This is a genomic window from Maricaulis sp. ABE4_448 (assembly GCF_056160825.1).
In genome coordinates this window covers 333,277-350,913 of sequence record NZ_JBSWXX010000003.1, presented here as the reverse complement: position 1 = coordinate 350,913, position 17,637 = coordinate 333,277, and the positions used below count along the sequence as shown (strand labels likewise).

Sequence of the window (17,637 nt, the reverse complement as noted above, 5' to 3'; positions counted from 1 at the left end):
TGGCCGAGCCCGGCCCTCGGGCCGGGTGAGGTCGAAGGGGGTGAGTCGCCCGTGCGCGCTGACGCGCTCTGCGGTGCACTGCACCGCCCCCTCAGTCCGCTGACGCGGACAGCTCCCCCGCAAGCGGGGCGAGCCGTGATGTCAGGCCGGCTCTTCCGCCGCACCCTCTGCCGGTTTGCGCTTGCGTGCCTTGCCGTGCTTGGCGGTCATCGGGGCGCGGGTCATCACGAAGAGTGCGGTGACAAGGCCGGACAGGATATTGGCTGCGGCGATGCCGCCGATCACGCCGACCGGTGCGTTGACGAGGAAGCTTCCGAGCAGGACGAAGGGCACCATCAGTCCGAGGGCGCGGCCGGCGGTGATCATCATGCCATAGCTGGGCCGGCCCAGACCGTTGAAACCGGCACTGCCGGCAATCGTGATGCCGTAACCGGCGATGGTCAGCGAGGCGATGCGCCAATAGGACACCGCGGCCGCCTGCCCGGCTTCGGACGGGAGGAATATCGCGGCCAGCACATCGGCGAAGATCCACAGCACCGCCGCCACGCCCAGCCCCCAGGCCAGGGCAAAGAGGAAGGAGGTGCGGAAGGCTTCGCGCACCCGGTCGGTCCGTTCGGCGCCGCCATTCTGGCCGGTCACCGCGCCGATACAGGCCGACAGGGCGAACAGCGGCACGATGGCGAAGGCTTCCAGGCGCCCGGCCACGCCGAGACCGCCGACCGCGGCATCGCCGAAGCGCGCCATGGCCAGGCCCGACATGGCGACGGTCATCGCGACAGGATTGAAGATGTTGGATATGCAGGCCGGGATGCCGACACGGGCAATGTCCGACCAGTGGTGCCAGACCTCGCCGAGATCTTCCCATTTGAAGTCGAGCAGTTTCTCGCGGAAGACGAGATACCAGAGCACCATCAGGAAGGTGCAGGCATTTGCCGCCACCGTCGCCAGCGCTGCGCCGGACACGCCCCAGCCCAGGCCGGGGAAAAGCCCGAACACATCGTCCAGGATGAAGATCGGGTCGAGCACGAGATTGATCGCGGCAGCAGCCATCATCATGACCGAGGGGATCACCGCATTGCCCAGCGCGCGCAGGATATTGCCGGCCACCATCGGGCCGACGATCAGCACAATGCCGCCGAACCAGACGCGCATATAGTCGACCACGTGCGGCAGCATGGTGTCGCTGGCGCCCAGCGCCCGGAAGATGTCCTCGACGGTCAGCATGCCGATCAGCGACACCCCGCCGACCAGCAGCAGCGCCAGCGTCATGGCATCGGTGGAAATGCGCGAGATGGAGGAGCCGTCCTTGCGTCCCGCCGCCCGCGACACAGCCGAGACGGCACCCGCTCCCAGGCCGATCGAGACACTCATCACCAGCATGGTGACAGGGAAACTCATCTGCACGGCTGCCTGCTGGGCGGTACCCAGCGTGCCGACCCAATAGGTATCGACAATGCCGACCAGCATCATCGCGAGAATGCCGAAACTCATCGGCATCATCATCCGGACGACATGCCCGAAGACCGGTCCTTGCGTCATGTCGTGTGCAGACCGTCCGGCCATGGCGTACCCCTCCTGTTCGCCGTCGAGCATAGATAGGAAGCCCCGCCCCTGTCTGCAGCCTGTGACGGTCAATTTGGTGTGAAAACATCGCGATGAGCGTTGAGGCCCGGCGCTGTGGCCCCGGTCAGCGGCACGTCAAGGGGGACTGGAAACGCCGCCAATCCCCTGCCCTGGCAGCCCGCCGGCGCGCAATCCCCCTTGCCTGTCCGGCCCGTCATGCGAAGAAACCCGATGTCCGGCCCGCGCCGGATGCCCCCGCCGCGCTGACAGGAATGTTCCCGATGCTCCAGGATACCGGTTTCATCGTCGCAGGCTTCGTCCTGCTCTTCATGGGCGGGGAAGGCCTGGTCCGCGGCAGTGTCGCCATCGCCGGGAAGCTGGGCCTGTCGAAACTCCTGATCGGCCTGACCGTGGTCGCCTTCGGCACCTCGACGCCGGAACTCCTCGTATCGGTGAATGCCGCCCTGGGCGGGGCACCGGACATCGCGCTGGGTAATGTCGTCGGCTCGAACATCGCCAATGTGCTGCTGATCCTGGGCGTCGCCGCCGTGATCACCCCCATTGTGGGCTGGCAGCGTACGGCGATGCGCGATGCGGTGGTGATGAGCGTCGCCGCGCTGGCCCTGTTCGGACTGACCTTCGGCAATATCATCGGCCTGGTCGAAGGCGCGGGGCTTTTCGCGGCACTCCTGGCCTATCTGGCTGTCTCCTACTGGCTCGAGCGCCGCGGCCGCCCCTCCCGCCAGCACGAGCACGAGACCGAAGAATTCGAGGGCGTCGCCACACAATCGGTCTGGATCGCGGCGGCTTTCGTGGTCGGCGGAATTCTCGCCCTGATGCTAGGCGCCGACCTGCTGGTGCGCGGTGCCGTCTCGATCGCGCGGACATTCGGCGTATCGGATGCGGTGATCGGCCTGACCCTGGTGGCGATCGGCACCTCCCTGCCCGAGCTGGCCACCTCGATCGTCGCGGCCTGGAAGCGTCATTCCGATGTGGTGCTGGGCAATGTGATCGGCTCGAACATTTTCAACATCCTCGCCATACTGGGCATCACCGCCCTGGTGACGCCGATCCCGGTCGGGCCGCAATTCCGCGTCCTCGATGTGCCCCTGATGCTGGGCGTGTCGGCGCTGGTCGTGCTGCTGCTCGTGGCGACAAAACGGATCGGCCGCGGCATCGGCCTCGCCATGCTGGCCGCCTATACCGCCTATCTCGCCTGGCAATTCACCACGGGCGGCATCGCGGGCTGACACCCTAGCCGGCGCGCTAGATCACTGGCTGGTTGAGGTCGTAGGCGGCGATGCCGGCCAGGTTGACGATATCGCTGACCGAGGCGCCCAGACGCGCGATCTGGACCGGTTTTTCCAGACCGACCAGCATCGGACCGATCACCGTCGCCCCGCCGGCCGCCTTGAGCAGGCGCAGCGCGATCGAGGCTGAGTGTACCGCCGGCATGATCAGCACATTGGCCGGCTCGGTCAGGCGCGAGAAGGGATAAAGCTGGTGGTGATCAGGATCGAGCGCCACATCGGCCGCCATCTCGCCCTCGTATTCGAAATCAACGCCAAGATCGTCGAGCAGGCTGACGGCCTGCTGGATCTTGGTTGACCGCTCACCCGGCGGGTTGCCGAAGGAGGAGTAGGACAGAAAGGCGACATGCGGTGTCATGCCAAGCCGCTTCGCAGCATTGGCCGTGGCGATCGCGATCTCCGACAGGGCCCGCGCATCGGGGAATTCCGTTACCGAGACATCGCCGATAATCAGGGTGCGGCCGCGCGTGACCGCTGCAGCGACCCCGACCGTGCGGCTGCCGGCGACCGGATCGAGCACCAGCTCGACATCATTCATCACCACATTGGAGTGGCGTGTGACGCCGGTGACCATGCCGTCGGCATGGCCCATTTTCAGCATGCAGGCAGAGAAGACATTCCGGTCATTATTGACCCGGCGCTGCACGTCGCGGCGCAGATAACCCTGACGCTGCAGGCGCTCGTAGAGATAGTCGGCATACTCCGAATTATGCTCGGACAAGCGGGCATTGCACACTTCGAGCGAGCCCGCCGGAATACCCAGCTCCTTCATGTTCTCGGCCACGATATTCTCGCGCGCCACAAGGATCGCCTTGCCCAGCCCCTGGGTCTGGAAAGCGTGGGCAGCGCGAATCACGGCCGGCTCCTCGCCCTCGGCAAAGACGATGGTCTTCTGCTCGGCACGGATCGAGGCGGAGATGCGCTGCTGCAGCGCGGCGGTCGGGTCGAGACGGCGGGCCAGCACCTGCTTGTAGCTGTCGGCATGCTCGATCGGACGGCGTGCGACACCCGTATCGATCGCGGCCTGGGCCACGAAGGGCGGCACCCAGGCGATCAGGCGCGGATCGAACGGCGTCGGGATGATGTAGTCGCGCCCGTATTGCAGGCGGTCGACCTTGTAGGCCTTGGCCACCTCGTCCGGCACGTCCTCGCGCGCCAGCGCGGCCAGCGCCGTGGCCGCCGCGATCTTCATCTCTTCATTGATCGTGCGCGCACGCACATCCAGCGCGCCGCGGAAGATATAGGGAAAGCCCAGGACATTGTTGACCTGGTTGGGATAGTCCGACCGGCCGGTGGCAATGATCACGTCATCGCGTACCTGTTTGACCTCTTCCGGCGTGATCTCGGGTGTCGGATTGGCCATGGCGAAGATGATCGGATCCGGCGCCAGGGAAGCAACGATCTCCTTGGTAAACACGCCGGCCGCAGACAGGCCCAGCAGGACATCGGCGCCCTCGGCGGCTTCGGCCAGCGTACGCTTGTCGGTCGCCACGGCATGCTTCATCAGCCGCTCGTGACCGCCGGGGCGGCCCTTGTAGACCACGCCATCAATGTCCACGACGGTGGTGTTCTGCGACTGCACGCCCATGGACTCGATCAGTTCGAGCACGGAAAGGCCGGCAGCTCCGGCCCCGCACAGCACGACCTTGAGGTTTTCAAACTTCTTGCCGGTCAGGTCGCACGCATTGATCAGGCCCGCAGCGGCGATAATGGCGGTGCCGTGCTGATCGTCATGGAAGACCGGGATATCCAGTGCCTCGCGCAGGCGCCGCTCGATCTCGAAGCATTCCGGCGCCTTGATGTCTTCCAGATTGATGCCGCCGAACGTATTGCCGAACCCGCGCACGCATTCGATGAACTGGTCGGGATCGGTATAGTCGACCTCGACATCCACGGCATCGATATCGGCAAAGCGCTTGAACAGCACCGCCTTGCCTTCCATCACCGGTTTCGAGGCGGCCGCGCCAAGATTGCCCAGGCCCAGGATCGCCGTGCCGTTCGAGACGACGGCGACCATATTGCCCTTGGAGGTGTAGTCGTAGACCGTTTCCGGATCCGCCGCGATCGCCCGGACCGGCGCTGCCACACCCGGCGAATAGGCCAGCGCCAGATCGCGCTGGGTCGCCATCGGCTTGGTCGGCGCCACCCCCAGCTTGCCCGGCACAGGCTTCATGTGGAAATCCAGGGCATCGGCATCGAGCTGCTGGTCAGGACGGACGGTGGATTCGGAGGCCATGGTGTGAAAACTCGTCGGTGGAAGATGAGGGGCGAACATGAACCGGGCCGCAGCCGGAGCCAAGCCCCGGCGACGCCTAGCTCTTATGCGCGATGAGATGGCCCAGCGCACGCTGCCGCTGCATGGTGCGGTGCAGCGCCGCGAGCCGCTCCGGCAGGATCTCCGCCAGGTCCTCCGCAATCAGTCCGGTTCCCAGTCTCAGACCGCAATCACCGTGCAACCAGGCGGCGGCGCAGGCGGCGTCAAATCCGCCGACACCCTGCGCGGCCAGACTGCCCATCAGACCGGCCAGAACATCCCCGCTGCCCGCGGTGGCCAGGGCTGGCGAGGCATGGCGATTGACCACGGGCAGATGCCCCGGCGCCGCGATCACCGTGTCCGGCCCTTTCAGAAGCACACAGCATCCAGCCTGCCCGGCTGCCATCGCGACCGCTTCGATCCGGTTGAGATCGTCCCGCGCGGCGATATCGGGAAACAGCCGCCGGAATTCACCCGGGTGCGGCGTCAGTACATCGCCGGGGCGCAGCACGGCGAACAAGGTCTCCGGAGCACCCTCGAAACTGGTCAGGGCATCGGCATCCAGAACGAGGGCCGCGCCTGCCCGCGCCGCCGAGACGACGGCCTCACGCGTCCCCTCGCCCACACCCATGGCCGGCCCCAGTACCGCCGCATCGGCGCGCAAATCATCGAGCAAACCGTCTGTCGCAGCCGGATCGGCCCAGCGCCGCACCATCACGGCTGTCGAGGCCGAGGCGTTGACGATCAGGGCAGAGGGCGGGCTGGCCAGGGTGACCAGGCCCGCCCCGGCGCGCAGTCCGGCCCGAGCCGCCAGGCGCGCAGCCCCGGTCGAGGACGCCCCGCCGGAGAAGACGGCAAGCCGGCCGCGGGCGTGCTTGTGATCGCTGGCACGGGCGGCTGGCAGGCCGGCGAACCAGAGTTGCGGCCCGTTCTCCCGGGCGCAGGGCCGGACCGCGTCCCGCCAGCTGCCAGGGATACCGATACCGGCCAGCACCACCTCGCCGCACAGGCTGGCCGCCGGTTCGAGAATATGGGCCGGCTTGCGCCGGTGGAAAGTGACGGTGAGATCGGCCGCGGCCACGGCGCCGTCAGCCCGGGCCAGGTCGCCGGACACGCCGGAGGGCAGATCGATGGCGATCACCGGCACGCCGCGCCCGCTCATCGCCGAAATCAGCGCCGCCGCCTCGCCTTCGGGCGGACGGTTCAGGCCGGCGCCGAACAGGGCATCCACGATGAGCTCTGCCGTGTCGAACGCGCCCGGCGCGGCGCGGTCCGGCGTCTCGCGCCAGACACCCGCCGCCCAGGCTGCGTCACCCTTGAGCTTGTCCGGCTCGCCCATCAGGCAGACGCGCACCGGCCAGCCCGCCTCGCGCAGGGCTGCGGCGCAGATGAAACCATCGCCGCCATTATTGCCCGGACCACAAAGCACCACAGTTTCCCGCGGTGCCCAGCGGTCGCGAATCGCCTGCGCCACAGCCGCACCGGCACGTGCCATAAGGCTTTCACCGGACACGCCGTTTTCCGCCGCATGGCGATCGCAAACACCACAGTCCTTGGTGTTCAGGATGTCATCGTGCATGGTCGCTCCATTGTGTGGCATGCGTGCCCGATTGTGAGGCATTTCCCGGTTTGGCTGATCGCGGGAACGGATTGAAGCTTGTCAGCTTTCTGCCCGTCTCTAGCGTCGCGACAAGATCATGGAGTCCGTGATGAAGAAAATCGAAGCCATCATCAAACCTTTCAAGCTCGACGACGTGAAGGAGGCGCTGCAGGAAATCGGCGTCCAGGGCCTGACCGTTATCGAGGCCAAGGGGTTTGGCCGGCAAAAAGGGCATACGGAACTCTATCGCGGCGCCGAGTACGTCGTCGACTTCCTGCCCAAGATCAAGATCGAACTCGTTCTGCCGGCCGACCGCGTCGATGCGGCGATCGAGGCGATCCAGAATGCGGCCCAGACGGGCCGGATCGGCGATGGCAAGATCTTTGTCAGCCCGATCGAAAGCGTCATCCGCATCCGGACCGGCGAGACCGGCCGCGACGCGCTCTAACCACCCCACCCTTTCCCAGCGACCCCACTATCCGGAGCCCCGTCATGTCAGACGAAATCCTGAAGAAACTCAAAGACGAAGACATCAAGTACGTCGATCTTCGCTTCACCGACCCGCGCGGCAAGCTGCAGCACGTCACCTTCGACCGGTCCCAGGTCAATGAGGACTTCTTTGAGGACGGCGTGATGTTCGACGGTTCCTCGATCGCCGGCTGGAAGGCCATCAACGAGTCCGACATGGTGCTCAAGCCGGACACTTCGATGGCGCACATGGACCCGTTCTATCAGCAGCCGACTCTGGTCCTTCTGTGCGACATTCTCGAGCCGGGTACGGGCGAGAGCTATAATCGCGACCCGCGCACGACCGCCAAGAAGGCCGAAGCCTTCCTGAAGGCGAGCGGCATCGGCGACACCGCCTATTTCGGTCCGGAAGCCGAATTCTTCGTGTTCGACGATGTACGCTGGAAAACCTCGCAGGAAGAAACCGGCTACAAACTCGACAGCGAAGAAGGCCCGTGGAATTCCGACGGCGACTTCGAAGGCGGAAACATGGGACACCGCCCGGGCCCCAAAGGCGGCTATTTCCCGGTCAATCCGATCGATAGCGGCCAGGACATGCGCACCGAGATGCTGGCGGTTCTCGAGGAGCTGGGCTGCGAGCCGGAGAAGCATCACCACGAGGTGGCACCGTCTCAGCACGAGCTGGGCATGAAATTCTCGTCGATGACGACGATGGCCGACCGCATGCAGCTCTACAAATACACCGTCCACATGGTGGCCCATGCCTATGGCAAGACGGCGACCTTCATGCCGAAACCGGTGTGGAACGACAATGGTACCGGCATGCACGTTCACCAGTCGATCTGGAAGGACGGCAATCCGCTGTTCGCCGGCGACCGCTATGCCGATCTGTCGGAGACCTGCCTCCACTATATCGGCGGCATCATCAAGCACGCCCGCGCGATCAATGCCTTCGCCAACGCCTCGACGAACTCCTACAAGCGGCTGGTGCCGGGCTTCGAAGCGCCGGTCCTGCTGGCCTATTCGGCCCGCAACCGCTCCGCATCGATCCGTATTCCGTGGGTGTCCTCGCCGAAGGCCAAGCGTCTGGAAACCCGCTTCCCGGATCCGGCCGGCAATCCCTACCTGACCTTCGCCGCCCTGCTGATGGCCGGTCTGGACGGGATCGAGAACAAGATCCATCCGGGCGATCCGATGGACAAGGACCTCTACGACCTGCCGCCGGAAGAGCTCAAGGACATCCCGACCGTCTGTCGCTCGCTGCGTGAAGCGCTCGAATCGCTCGACGCTGACCGGGCCTTTCTCAAGAAGGGCGGCGTGATGGATGATGACCAGATCGACGCCTATATCGACCTGAAGATGGAAGAAGTGCTGCGTTACGAGATGCATCCGCACCCGGTCGAGTTCGACATGTACTACTCCTGCTAGGCCTTGCGTCGCGCAGTTGAAAGAGAGCTGAAAACGGCCGGGTTATCGCCCGGCCGTTTTTCTGTCTGCATCCCGGCGTCCGGCGAGGTCGACGCGGCGCAATCCATTCGCTACAAATCGCTTTCCATTCGCCCTGTGCTTGTCTCGGGTAGTCTCGTCAGGAGTTCGCATGCGTCGCCGTCTCATGTTTGCCAGCGCTATCGCCACGCTGACCGTCGCCGCCCCGTCCGCCCTCGCCGATCGCGAGATCAATGACGAGATCACAACGCCGGTCGCGACATCGACAGCCGGCTCCGGCGGCGTTGCCGATAATATCGTGATCACGGCTAACGGCCGGGTGCGGCTGTCCGATACGGGCACCGCCGTTACGCTGGACAGCAATAATGACGTCACGATTGACGGCGCGATTGACGTGGTCAGCGACGATGATGGCGGGATCGGCGTCCATGTAGTCGGTGGCAATACGGGCAATCTGACGATCAGCGGTCCCATCAATGTCGGCTCAGAGAGCGATCCGACCGATGATGGCGAGGACGAAGACGCCGGTTACAGCGATATTGACGGCCCCTCGGCCATCGGCGGCGACCGCATCGGTGTGCTTGTCGACGGTAGCGGGGCGTTTGTCGGCGACATCTATATGGACAGTTCCGGCTCGCTCATCGTGCGCGGCAATGACTCGTCCGCCCTGCGCGTCCTGACCAGCGTGGATGGCGACATCCGGCTGGAAGGCACGATGTCCATGATCGGCGACCGTTCGGCTGTCGTTGATATCAGGAACACGGTGTCCGGCGATCTGGCGCTCAGCGGCAGCATCACCGCGCGCGGCGAAGACACCAGCGCAGTTTCCGTGGCCGGGGATATCGGCGGCGGTTTCTATTTCAACGGCGCGCTCTCCGTCACGGGATACCGTTTTTCCGCCTACTCCAACAATGACGCTTATCTGGACACCCTTGACGACGACGACCGCTTCCAGGCTGGCGCCGCCGTTCTGATCCAGTCCAGCATCGCCGACGGGATGCTGCTGGACGCACCGACAGAAGACAATCGGGTGTCCCGCACCTCGTCGATTTCGATTCGCGGCGAGGCCCCGGCCCTGAGGATTTTTGCCGCGACCGGGGATATCGCGATCGGTGAAGCGATCCAGCCTGCCGTCGAGGACGATGACACGACGGAAGACGAGGATGAAAGCCTGCCCGCGACGCCGCTGGGCTATTCGCTGGTCAACCGAGGGTCGATCTCCGCGAACTCGGACCTGAATGACACGTCGGCAACCGGCCTGTGGTTTGGTGGTGCCGATGACGGAAATGGTGCCTTCTTCACGGCAGAGCTCACGCACGGCTTCCTGAATACCGGCGGCATTTCGACGACATCCTATTCCGACACGATCGCGGCTTCGGCGATTGCCATCCATCTCGAGGACGGCGCGCTGCTGCCGATCCTGACCAATGAAGGCAACATCACCGCCACCTCGCAAAATACGGTCGATGCGACCGCCTTCGGCAGCGCCTATGCGATTGTCATCGAAGACAATGGCGTGCTCGAAGAGCTTGTGAACTCCGGACAGATCGTCGCCTCCGGCAGCAATGGCGGCAGCGGCTATGCGATCGTCGACCGCTCCGGCACGCTGCGCTCGATCGAGAATACCGGCCGCATCCTCGCATCCCACATCCCGCGGCCCGCCTATTATGACGCCGACGGTGATCTGATCTCGCCGGACGACAATCCGGACTACCGCACTGTCGCACTCGATGTGTCGAACAACACCACAGGCGTGACGTATCGACAGCACTGGGAAGCCGTTCCTGACGACGGCGATGACGACACGACCGAGCCGACCGTGCTCGACGCGTCCATCTACATGATCGGCGATGTGCTGTTCGGCTCGGGCGATGACACGCTCACCGTGGAGGCCGGACGCATCAATGGCGCGATCTCCTTCGGCGACGGACAGGATGCGCTGGTCGTCGACGGATCGACGGTCCATGCGGAAATCCTGCGCCTGATCGAGGACGGCATTGTCGATCCGATGACCGACGAGGAAATCTGGGCCGCGCTGCCATACATCACCAGCGCGATTTCCGATTCCGACGGCAATCTGTCCATCGCGCTCGATTTCGCCACGCTGGAACTGGTGGAAAGCGGCGACCTGGAGATATCCGAAGGCCGCTTCGGCGACGGTTCGGTTCTGATGCTGCAGGTCGATGCAGAGAATAACGACGTCCGCCGCATCGTCTCTTCGGGGAGCATCACCTTTGAGGCCGGTTCGCGCCTGTCGGTATCCATGTCCAACCTGATCGGCGGCGGCGGCACATTCGAACTGGTCCGGGCAGACACGCTGACCATCGAGGAAGACCTGGCGACGCTGAACGACTCGCCCTCGCCCTATCTTTACAATACCAGCCTGGAACGCTCTGCCGATGACGACAACGTCATCGTCCTCACTCTGGAGCGCAAGGATGCCGACGCACTCGGCATGAATGCCAACCAGGCTGCCGCCTACGCCAGCGCGTTCGAGAGCTGGGCCGAAAACGGTGAGCTGGGCGCCGCGATCGCGGCGCTGACCAACCAGAACGCCTTCTTTGACGCCTACGACCAGCTGCTGCCCGAATATGCCGCCAGCGCGATCCAGTTCGCGATGGCCAGCAATGACAGCGCGATCGGCGCGCTGGCCAACCGCCTGGAAGCCGTGCGCCGCAGCCCGGAAGATACCGGCGGGCTCTGGGTGCAGGAATTCGGCTATTTCGCTGACCGTGCCGGCAACGCCTTCGGTCCGGGCTATCGCGGTCAGGGCATCGGCGTCGCCGTCGGTTTTGACCGACCGGTTGGTCCCTTCTACGCGGTCGGCGTGAATTTCGTCGGTGCGGCCAGTGAAGTGTCGGAAGTCGACGGTGTCGACGATCCGATGACGGCCCTGACGGGACAATTGGGTGTTTATGCCGGCTCACGCGTGTCGGGTCTCAATGTCGACCTCTATGGCGGTGCGGGCTTTGACAGTTTCGAGCACAATCGCCGCGTCCTGATCGGCGAGTTCGACGCCAGCCCGTCAGCTGAATGGACCGGTTATCACATCACCGGGTCGGCCCGTGTCTCGCGTGATTTCGAGTTCGGCGGTCGCTATTATGCTCGCCCGGCCCTGTCGGTGGATTACCTGCACCTGTTCGAGGAAGGTTATACCGAAACCGGCGGCGGTATCGGCGTCGATCTGTCGGTTTCCGACCGTGACTCGACCAGCTTCACCGGTTCGGCCGTCCTGACGATGGGCGCCCTGTACGAGAATTCCAGCCGCTGGTGGTCCCCGGTCGTGCGCCTGGGCTATCGCAGCGAGTTCTCCAACAACATCCTGGAAACCGAAGCGCGCTTCGCCGATTACGACGACACCTTCATCCTGCGCTCTCAACAGCTGCCGGGCTCCGGCCTGCTGTTCGGCTTCGGTGTCAGCGCCGGTTCGGGTTACTCGACCTTCTCGCTCGATTACGATGCCGATGTGCGCGACGACTTCATCCGCCACACGGCCCGTCTCGTGATGCGCATGGTCTTCTGATCTGGCGAAAACACGCTCCGGCAACCGCCGGTTAACCACAATGAGCGAGGCTCGTACGCATGATGCGTGCGAGCCTTCTTCTTTTGTGCGCCCTTGTGGGCCTTTCCGCCTGCGGACACCGTCCGCCGGACCAGGTGACCGATGCCTGCCTCATTCTGGAAGACAATCGATCCTGGTGGCGGGCCTTGCAGCGCACCGAACAGCGCTGGGGCATCCCGCCGGGCGTGCAGATGGCGATCCTGCGCCGCGAGTCCAGCTTCAACGCCCATGCCCGCCCCGCTCGCAACCGTCTGCTCGGCATCATTCCGACCAGCCGCCCGTCCAGCGCCTATGGCTATGCCCAGGCACTCGACGGCACCTGGGACTGGTATCGCCGCGACACGGGCCGCCGCGGTGCGGATCGCGACGATTTCGAGGACGCTGTCGATTTCATCGGCTGGTATTCGTCCAAGAGCCGCCAGCTGTCCGGCGTCCAGCCACACCAGGCGCGCGAGCTCTATCTGACCTATCATGAGGGCCATGGCGGCTATAACCGCGGCACCTACCGTTCCAAGGGCTGGCTGATGAATGCGGCCAACACTGTGGCCCGCGATGCCGCCAGCTATCAGGCCCAGATTGATCGCTGCGAACGCCGCCTGTCGCGCAGCCGCTTCTGGCTGCTCTGAAAAATACCCGAATCGCTGCGCCTGGTGCATGCTGGGCCCATGTCTTCGCAGAACTCGCACCACGACCTGTTCGGCGGGGCCCCCGCCCCGACACCGGAAAAAGCGCCGGCGCCGGGATATTCGGCCGCCCATATCGAGGTTCTTGAAGGTCTGGAGGCCGTGCGCCGCCGGCCGGGCATGTATATCGGCGGCACCGATGAGCGCGCCTTCCACCACCTGTTCGCGGAAATCCTCGACAACTCGATGGACGAAGCGGTGGCCGGCTGGGCCGACCGTATCGAGGTCGTTGTGGATGAGGACGGTTTCATCACCGTCACCGACAACGGCCGCGGCATCCCCGTCGACCCGCACCCGAAATACCCCGACAAGTCGGCCCTGGAAGTCGTGCTGACCGTGCTGCACGCCGGCGGCAAGTTCTCCGACAGCGCCTACAAGACCTCCGGCGGCCTGCACGGCGTGGGTATCTCTGTGGTCAACGCCCTGTCGGAAACCGTCGAGATCGAGGTCGCCCGCGAGAAGACGCTGTGGCGCCAATCCTATTCGCGCGGCCTGCCGCTGGGCCCGATCGAGAAGGTCGGCCCTGCCCCCAATCGCCGCGGCACGAAGATCCGCTTCCGGCCCGATCCGGAGATTTTCGGCGACAAGATGCGGGTCAAGCCAGCGCGCGTCTATGCCATGGCCCGCTCCAAGGCCTTCCTGCGCCGCGGTGTGAAGATCCAGTGGCGCTGCGCGCCCTCCCTTGTCGAGGGCACGGAAACCCCGGCCGACGATATCCTGTGCTTCCCGGGCGGCCTGGCCGACCGGATGACGGAAATGGCGGCCAAGAGAGCGCTGATCACGACGGAGACCTTCTCCGGCAAGGTCGAGCGCGAGGATGGCGCCGGCGGCGTGGAATGGGCCGTCACCTGGTCCGGCAATGGCTATGGCAGCGAAGCCGACGGTTTCTGCCAGTCCTACTGCAACACCGTGCCCACGCCCCAGGGCGGCACGCACGAACAGGGCCTGCGCGCGGCGCTGACCAAGGGTGTGCGCGCCTATGCCGAACACACTCACGCCAAGAAGGCGGCGAACATCACGCCGGAAGATGTGCTGGGCGGGGCCGGCGCCCTCGTCTCCGTCTTCATCGGCGATCCCGAATTCCAGGGCCAGACCAAGGAACGACTGGCGACGCCGGAAGCGGCCAAGCTGGTCGAGACGGCCGTGCGCGACCAGTTCGATCACTGGCTTGCCGGCTCGCCCAAGGAAGCAGCGAAACTGGTCGAGTTTGTCATCGAGCGCGCCGACGACCGGATGCGCCGCCGCAAGGAAAAGAACGTCAAGCGGCAGACCGCCTCGCGCCGCCTGCGCCTGCCGGGCAAGCTGGCCGACTGTTCGCGCTCCGGCGCCGATGGCACCGAGCTGTTCATCGTCGAGGGCGACTCGGCCGGCGGCTCCGCCAAACAGGCCCGCTCACGCCAGACCCAGGCCATCCTGCCCCTGCGCGGCAAGATCCTGAACGTTGCCTCGGCCACCGCCGACAAGATCGCCGCCAACCAGGAAATCTCCGATCTCCTGCAGGCGCTGGGCTGCCAGACCGGCAGCCGTTTCCAGCTGGACGATCTGCGCTATGAGCGCGTCGTGATCATGACCGACGCCGATGTCGACGGTGCCCATATCGCGGCCCTGCTGATCACCTTCTTCTACCGTTCCATGCCGGAACTCATTCATTCCGGACGGCTTTTCCTGGCCCAACCGCCGCTCTACCGCATGACGCAGGGCAGCCGCACGCTCTATGCGCGCGACGATGCGCATCGCGACCAGATCATGGCCGACGAGTTCAAGCCGAATGCCAAGGTCGAGATCGGCCGCTTCAAGGGTCTCGGCGAGATGACACCGTCCCAGCTCAAGGAAACCACCATGGATCCGGACAAGCGCACGATGGCGCGGGTCGTGATCGATGCCGACGAACTGCCGACCCTGGAAGCGCTGGTGGAAACCCTGATGGGCAAGAAGCCGGAAGCCCGCTTCAAATTCATCCAGGACAATGCCGCCTTCGTCGACGAATCCGAGCTGGACCTCTAGAGCCGTCGCGCAATCCAGGCGGCGGACGACCGGTTTCCACGTCACCGGATCACGCTCCGGTCCCTCCCCGGTTGCTGCGGACAACTGCTGTCGCGGGCATTGGCGTTGCGCAGCAGGAGCGCTAGCTTTCCTCTCAAACACAATGATGAGGGGATATCATGGCTCGACTGACCGCTCTGGCCGGCGCATTGGCGGCACTCACCGCCGCGTCTGCCCAGGCTGAACCGATCGAATTCTACCAGCTGGACGCAACGCCGTATGACGAGAGCGTTCCGGCACCCGAGGATGTGCTCGGTTTTGGCGTCGGCGACCGCCCCGTCCGCCACGACCAGATGGTCACCTACCTGACACAGCTTGCCGAAACCTCCGACCGGATCACGGTCGAGACAATCGGCCATTCCCATGAAGGCCGGCCGATCCTGTTCTTCACGGTGACATCGCCGGAGAACCATGCCCGGATCGAGGATATCCGCGAGGCCCATCTGGCCAGTCTCGCGCCCGGTGCCGAAGCCGATCCGGATGCGCCGGCCGTCATCTGGCTGAACTATGGCGTCCACGGCGCCGAGTCAGCCGGCATGGATGCTGCGATCCCGACGCTCTACCACTATGCCGCCGCCGAGGGCCTGGAAGTCGAGGCGGACCTGCGCGAAAGCGTCATCCTGATCACCGCCATTTTCAATCCGGACGGTCACGCGCGCCGGGTGAACCATGTGGAGACCTATGGCGCGACCATTCCGGTCACCGATCCCGATCACGAACAGCACAATCTGTGGACCACGGCGCGGACCAATCACTACTGGTTCGACCTCAACCGCCAATGGCTGCTGCAGACCCAGCCGGAAAGCCAAGCCTGGCTGACCCAGTGGCACCGCTGGAAGCCGATGGTGTCGGCCGATTTCCACGAAATGGGCACCGAGAGCACGTTCTACTTCCACCCCGGTGAGCCGCTGCGCCGCAATCCCCTGATCCCGGAACAGGCGCGCGAACTGACCCAGGGCATCGCCCAGCACCACATCGCCTTCCTGGACAGCGAGGCGCGCCTCTACACCTCCGAAGAAGGCTTCGACAATTTCTATGTCGGCAAGGGTTCGACCTATCCGCAGGTCAATGGGTCGCTGGGCATATTGTTCGAGATCGGCGCGGCCCGCGGCGGCCTGATCGAGAGCGGCCGGGGCCTCGTCAGCCATGCCGACAATGTGCGCACCCATTTCCGCACCTCGCTGACGACCGTCTCCGGTGCCCTCGCCCAGCACCGCGAGATCGCTGACTACCAGCGCGAGTTTTTCGCCAACGCCCTGCAGGCCGGCCGCAATGATGCCGACCGCGCCTTTGTCTTCTCCGCCGAAGGCGATCCGGTGCGGGCGGGGCTGTTTGTCGACCTGCTGGAGCGTCACGATATCCGCGTCAACGCGCTGGCCCGCGACGTCACGGTCGATGGCCGGACCTGGCGCGCCGGCGAGGCCTATGCCGTCGAACTGGCCCAGCCGCAATACACGATGATCCGCTCGATGTTCGACCGGATCACCGAATTCGAGGAAAACATCTTCTACGACGTGTCCGGCTGGACCCTGCCACTGGCCTACGATCTCGATTACGCCGCCGTCGGCCGCAGCTTTAACGCCGCCATCCTCGGTGATGAAGTGACCGTCGAGCCGGTCGTGCAGCCGGCCCCGCCGGTCTCGTCCTATGGCTATGTCCTGCGCTGGTCGGACTATTACGCCCCGCGCGCGCTCTACCGCCTGCTGGACGCCGACATCCGCGTGCGCGTCGCCACCGAACCGGCGACCATCTCGACCAGCGAAGGGCGGATTGACTTCGGTCCGGGCAGTGTCTTCGTGCCGCTGGTGGGGCAAGACACCGATCGTGACGCGATTCACGCCATGGTCCGCGACATCGCCGCCGAGGACGGGGTGGCCGTCTATGCCGTGACGTCCGGTTCGACCGCCTCGGGCACGCCGGATATCGGCGACAGCAGCGGTTTCCGTGCGGTGGAACGTCCGGAAGTGCTGGTGCTGTTCGATGACGGGATCGCCACCTATGACACCGGCGAAGTCTGGCACCAGCTCGATCACCGCATGCATATTCCGGTGACCCTGCGGCGCAAGGACGATCTCTCGGGCCTCGACTGGTCGCGCTATACGCACATGGTCATCGTTGGTGGCGGGAATACCGCCCTGCCCTCCAGCACCCACGGCCGCGTCGAACAATGGGTGCGCGAGGATGGCGGCGTAATCATCGCCACCCGCCAGGCCGCGCGCATGGCCGAACGCACCTTCTTCGATGTCGAGGACGAGGAGGAAGAGAGCTCCAGCGACGAGCCGCTGGCCCGCCGCAATTATTCCGCCATGTCCGTCGACGATGCCGAACACGTCATCGGCGGGGCGATCTTTGCCGGCGATCTGGATACCAGCCATCCGATCGGCTTTGGCTATACCGACCGCTTCATCCCGCTTCACCGCAACACCACGCTGACCCTGGCGCGTCCGGAGGACGATCCGTTTGCGGTTGTGGTGGAATATCCGGAAGACCCGCTCCTGTCGGGCTATGCCTCGCAACGGCGTCTCGACGAGATCGCCGGCACGCCCGCCGTCGTCGCCCGGCGGCTGGGCCGCGGCTCGGTAATCCTGTTCGCCGACAATCCCAACTTCCGCGCGACCTTCCGCGGTTCCGAGAAAATGTTCCTGAATGCCATCTTCTTCGGCAACCTGATCGATCGTCCGCGCGGCGATTACTGATCCCGTCTGTTC

At 64.9% G+C, this 17,637-nt stretch carries 10 protein-coding genes; 7 read left to right on the top strand and 3 right to left on the bottom strand.

Going from position 1 to position 17,637, the window contains the following annotated elements; all coding sequences use genetic code 11:
* Positions 1 to 141 precede the first annotated feature (141 nt).
* The gene (locus tag ACXAJV_RS10715) at positions 142 to 1,563 is read right to left on the bottom strand and encodes an MATE family efflux transporter (RefSeq protein WP_475085184.1); all 1,422 of its coding nucleotides are present in this window, start codon (positions 1,561 to 1,563) and stop codon (positions 142 to 144) included.
* Between the two features lie 281 nt (positions 1,564 to 1,844).
* On the opposite strand from ACXAJV_RS10715, the gene ACXAJV_RS10710 reads away from it, so the two are divergent.
* Positions 1,845 to 2,813, top strand: a complete 969-nt coding sequence (locus ACXAJV_RS10710) for a calcium/sodium antiporter (protein ID WP_475085181.1) — start codon at positions 1,845 to 1,847, stop codon at positions 2,811 to 2,813.
* 16 nt (positions 2,814 to 2,829) lie between these two features.
* Here ACXAJV_RS10710 and ACXAJV_RS10705 read toward each other — a convergent pair whose 3' ends face one another.
* Together ACXAJV_RS10705 and ACXAJV_RS10700 are read right to left on the bottom strand one after the other, a co-directional pair.
* Complete coding sequence (locus ACXAJV_RS10705; protein WP_475085178.1) at positions 2,830 to 5,109, bottom strand: NADP-dependent malic enzyme; 2,280 nt, start codon at positions 5,107 to 5,109, stop codon at positions 2,830 to 2,832.
* 76 nt (positions 5,110 to 5,185) lie between these two features.
* Entirely contained in the window at positions 5,186 to 6,706 is a 1,521-nt protein-coding gene (locus ACXAJV_RS10700) for an NAD(P)H-hydrate dehydratase (RefSeq protein ID WP_475085176.1), read from the bottom strand.
* A 130-nt stretch (positions 6,707 to 6,836) separates the two neighbouring features.
* Here ACXAJV_RS10700 and ACXAJV_RS10695 point away from each other — a divergent pair, with 130 nt between their 5' ends.
* The 6 genes from ACXAJV_RS10695 (at position 6,837) to ACXAJV_RS10670 (ending at position 17,625) form a co-directional block, all read left to right on the top strand.
* Positions 6,837 to 7,175 carry a P-II family nitrogen regulator gene (locus ACXAJV_RS10695; protein ID WP_271186785.1) on the top strand — a complete coding sequence of 113 codons (339 nt, stop codon included), beginning with the start codon at positions 6,837 to 6,839 and terminating at the stop codon, positions 7,173 to 7,175.
* A gap of 44 nt (positions 7,176 to 7,219) precedes the next feature.
* Entirely contained in the window at positions 7,220 to 8,623 is a 1,404-nt protein-coding gene (gene glnA / locus ACXAJV_RS10690; RefSeq protein WP_475085174.1) for a type I glutamate--ammonia ligase, read from the top strand.
* A 169-nt stretch (positions 8,624 to 8,792) separates the two neighbouring features.
* On the top strand, positions 8,793 to 12,164 hold the full coding sequence (locus ACXAJV_RS10685; RefSeq protein ID WP_475085172.1) for an autotransporter family protein: 3,372 nt from the start codon (positions 8,793 to 8,795) through the stop codon (positions 12,162 to 12,164).
* 59 nt (positions 12,165 to 12,223) lie between these two features.
* A complete protein-coding gene (locus ACXAJV_RS10680; RefSeq protein WP_475085169.1) occupies positions 12,224 to 12,829 on the top strand; it encodes a transglycosylase SLT domain-containing protein in 606 nt (201 codons plus the stop codon).
* A 39-nt stretch (positions 12,830 to 12,868) separates the two neighbouring features.
* Positions 12,869 to 14,890, top strand: coding sequence for a DNA topoisomerase IV subunit B (gene parE / locus ACXAJV_RS10675; protein ID WP_475085167.1), 2,022 nt, complete (start codon positions 12,869 to 12,871; stop codon positions 14,888 to 14,890).
* A gap of 158 nt (positions 14,891 to 15,048) precedes the next feature.
* On the top strand, positions 15,049 to 17,625 hold the full coding sequence (locus ACXAJV_RS10670; protein WP_475085164.1) for a M14 family zinc carboxypeptidase: 2,577 nt from the start codon (positions 15,049 to 15,051) through the stop codon (positions 17,623 to 17,625).
* Positions 17,626 to 17,637 lie beyond the last annotated feature (12 nt).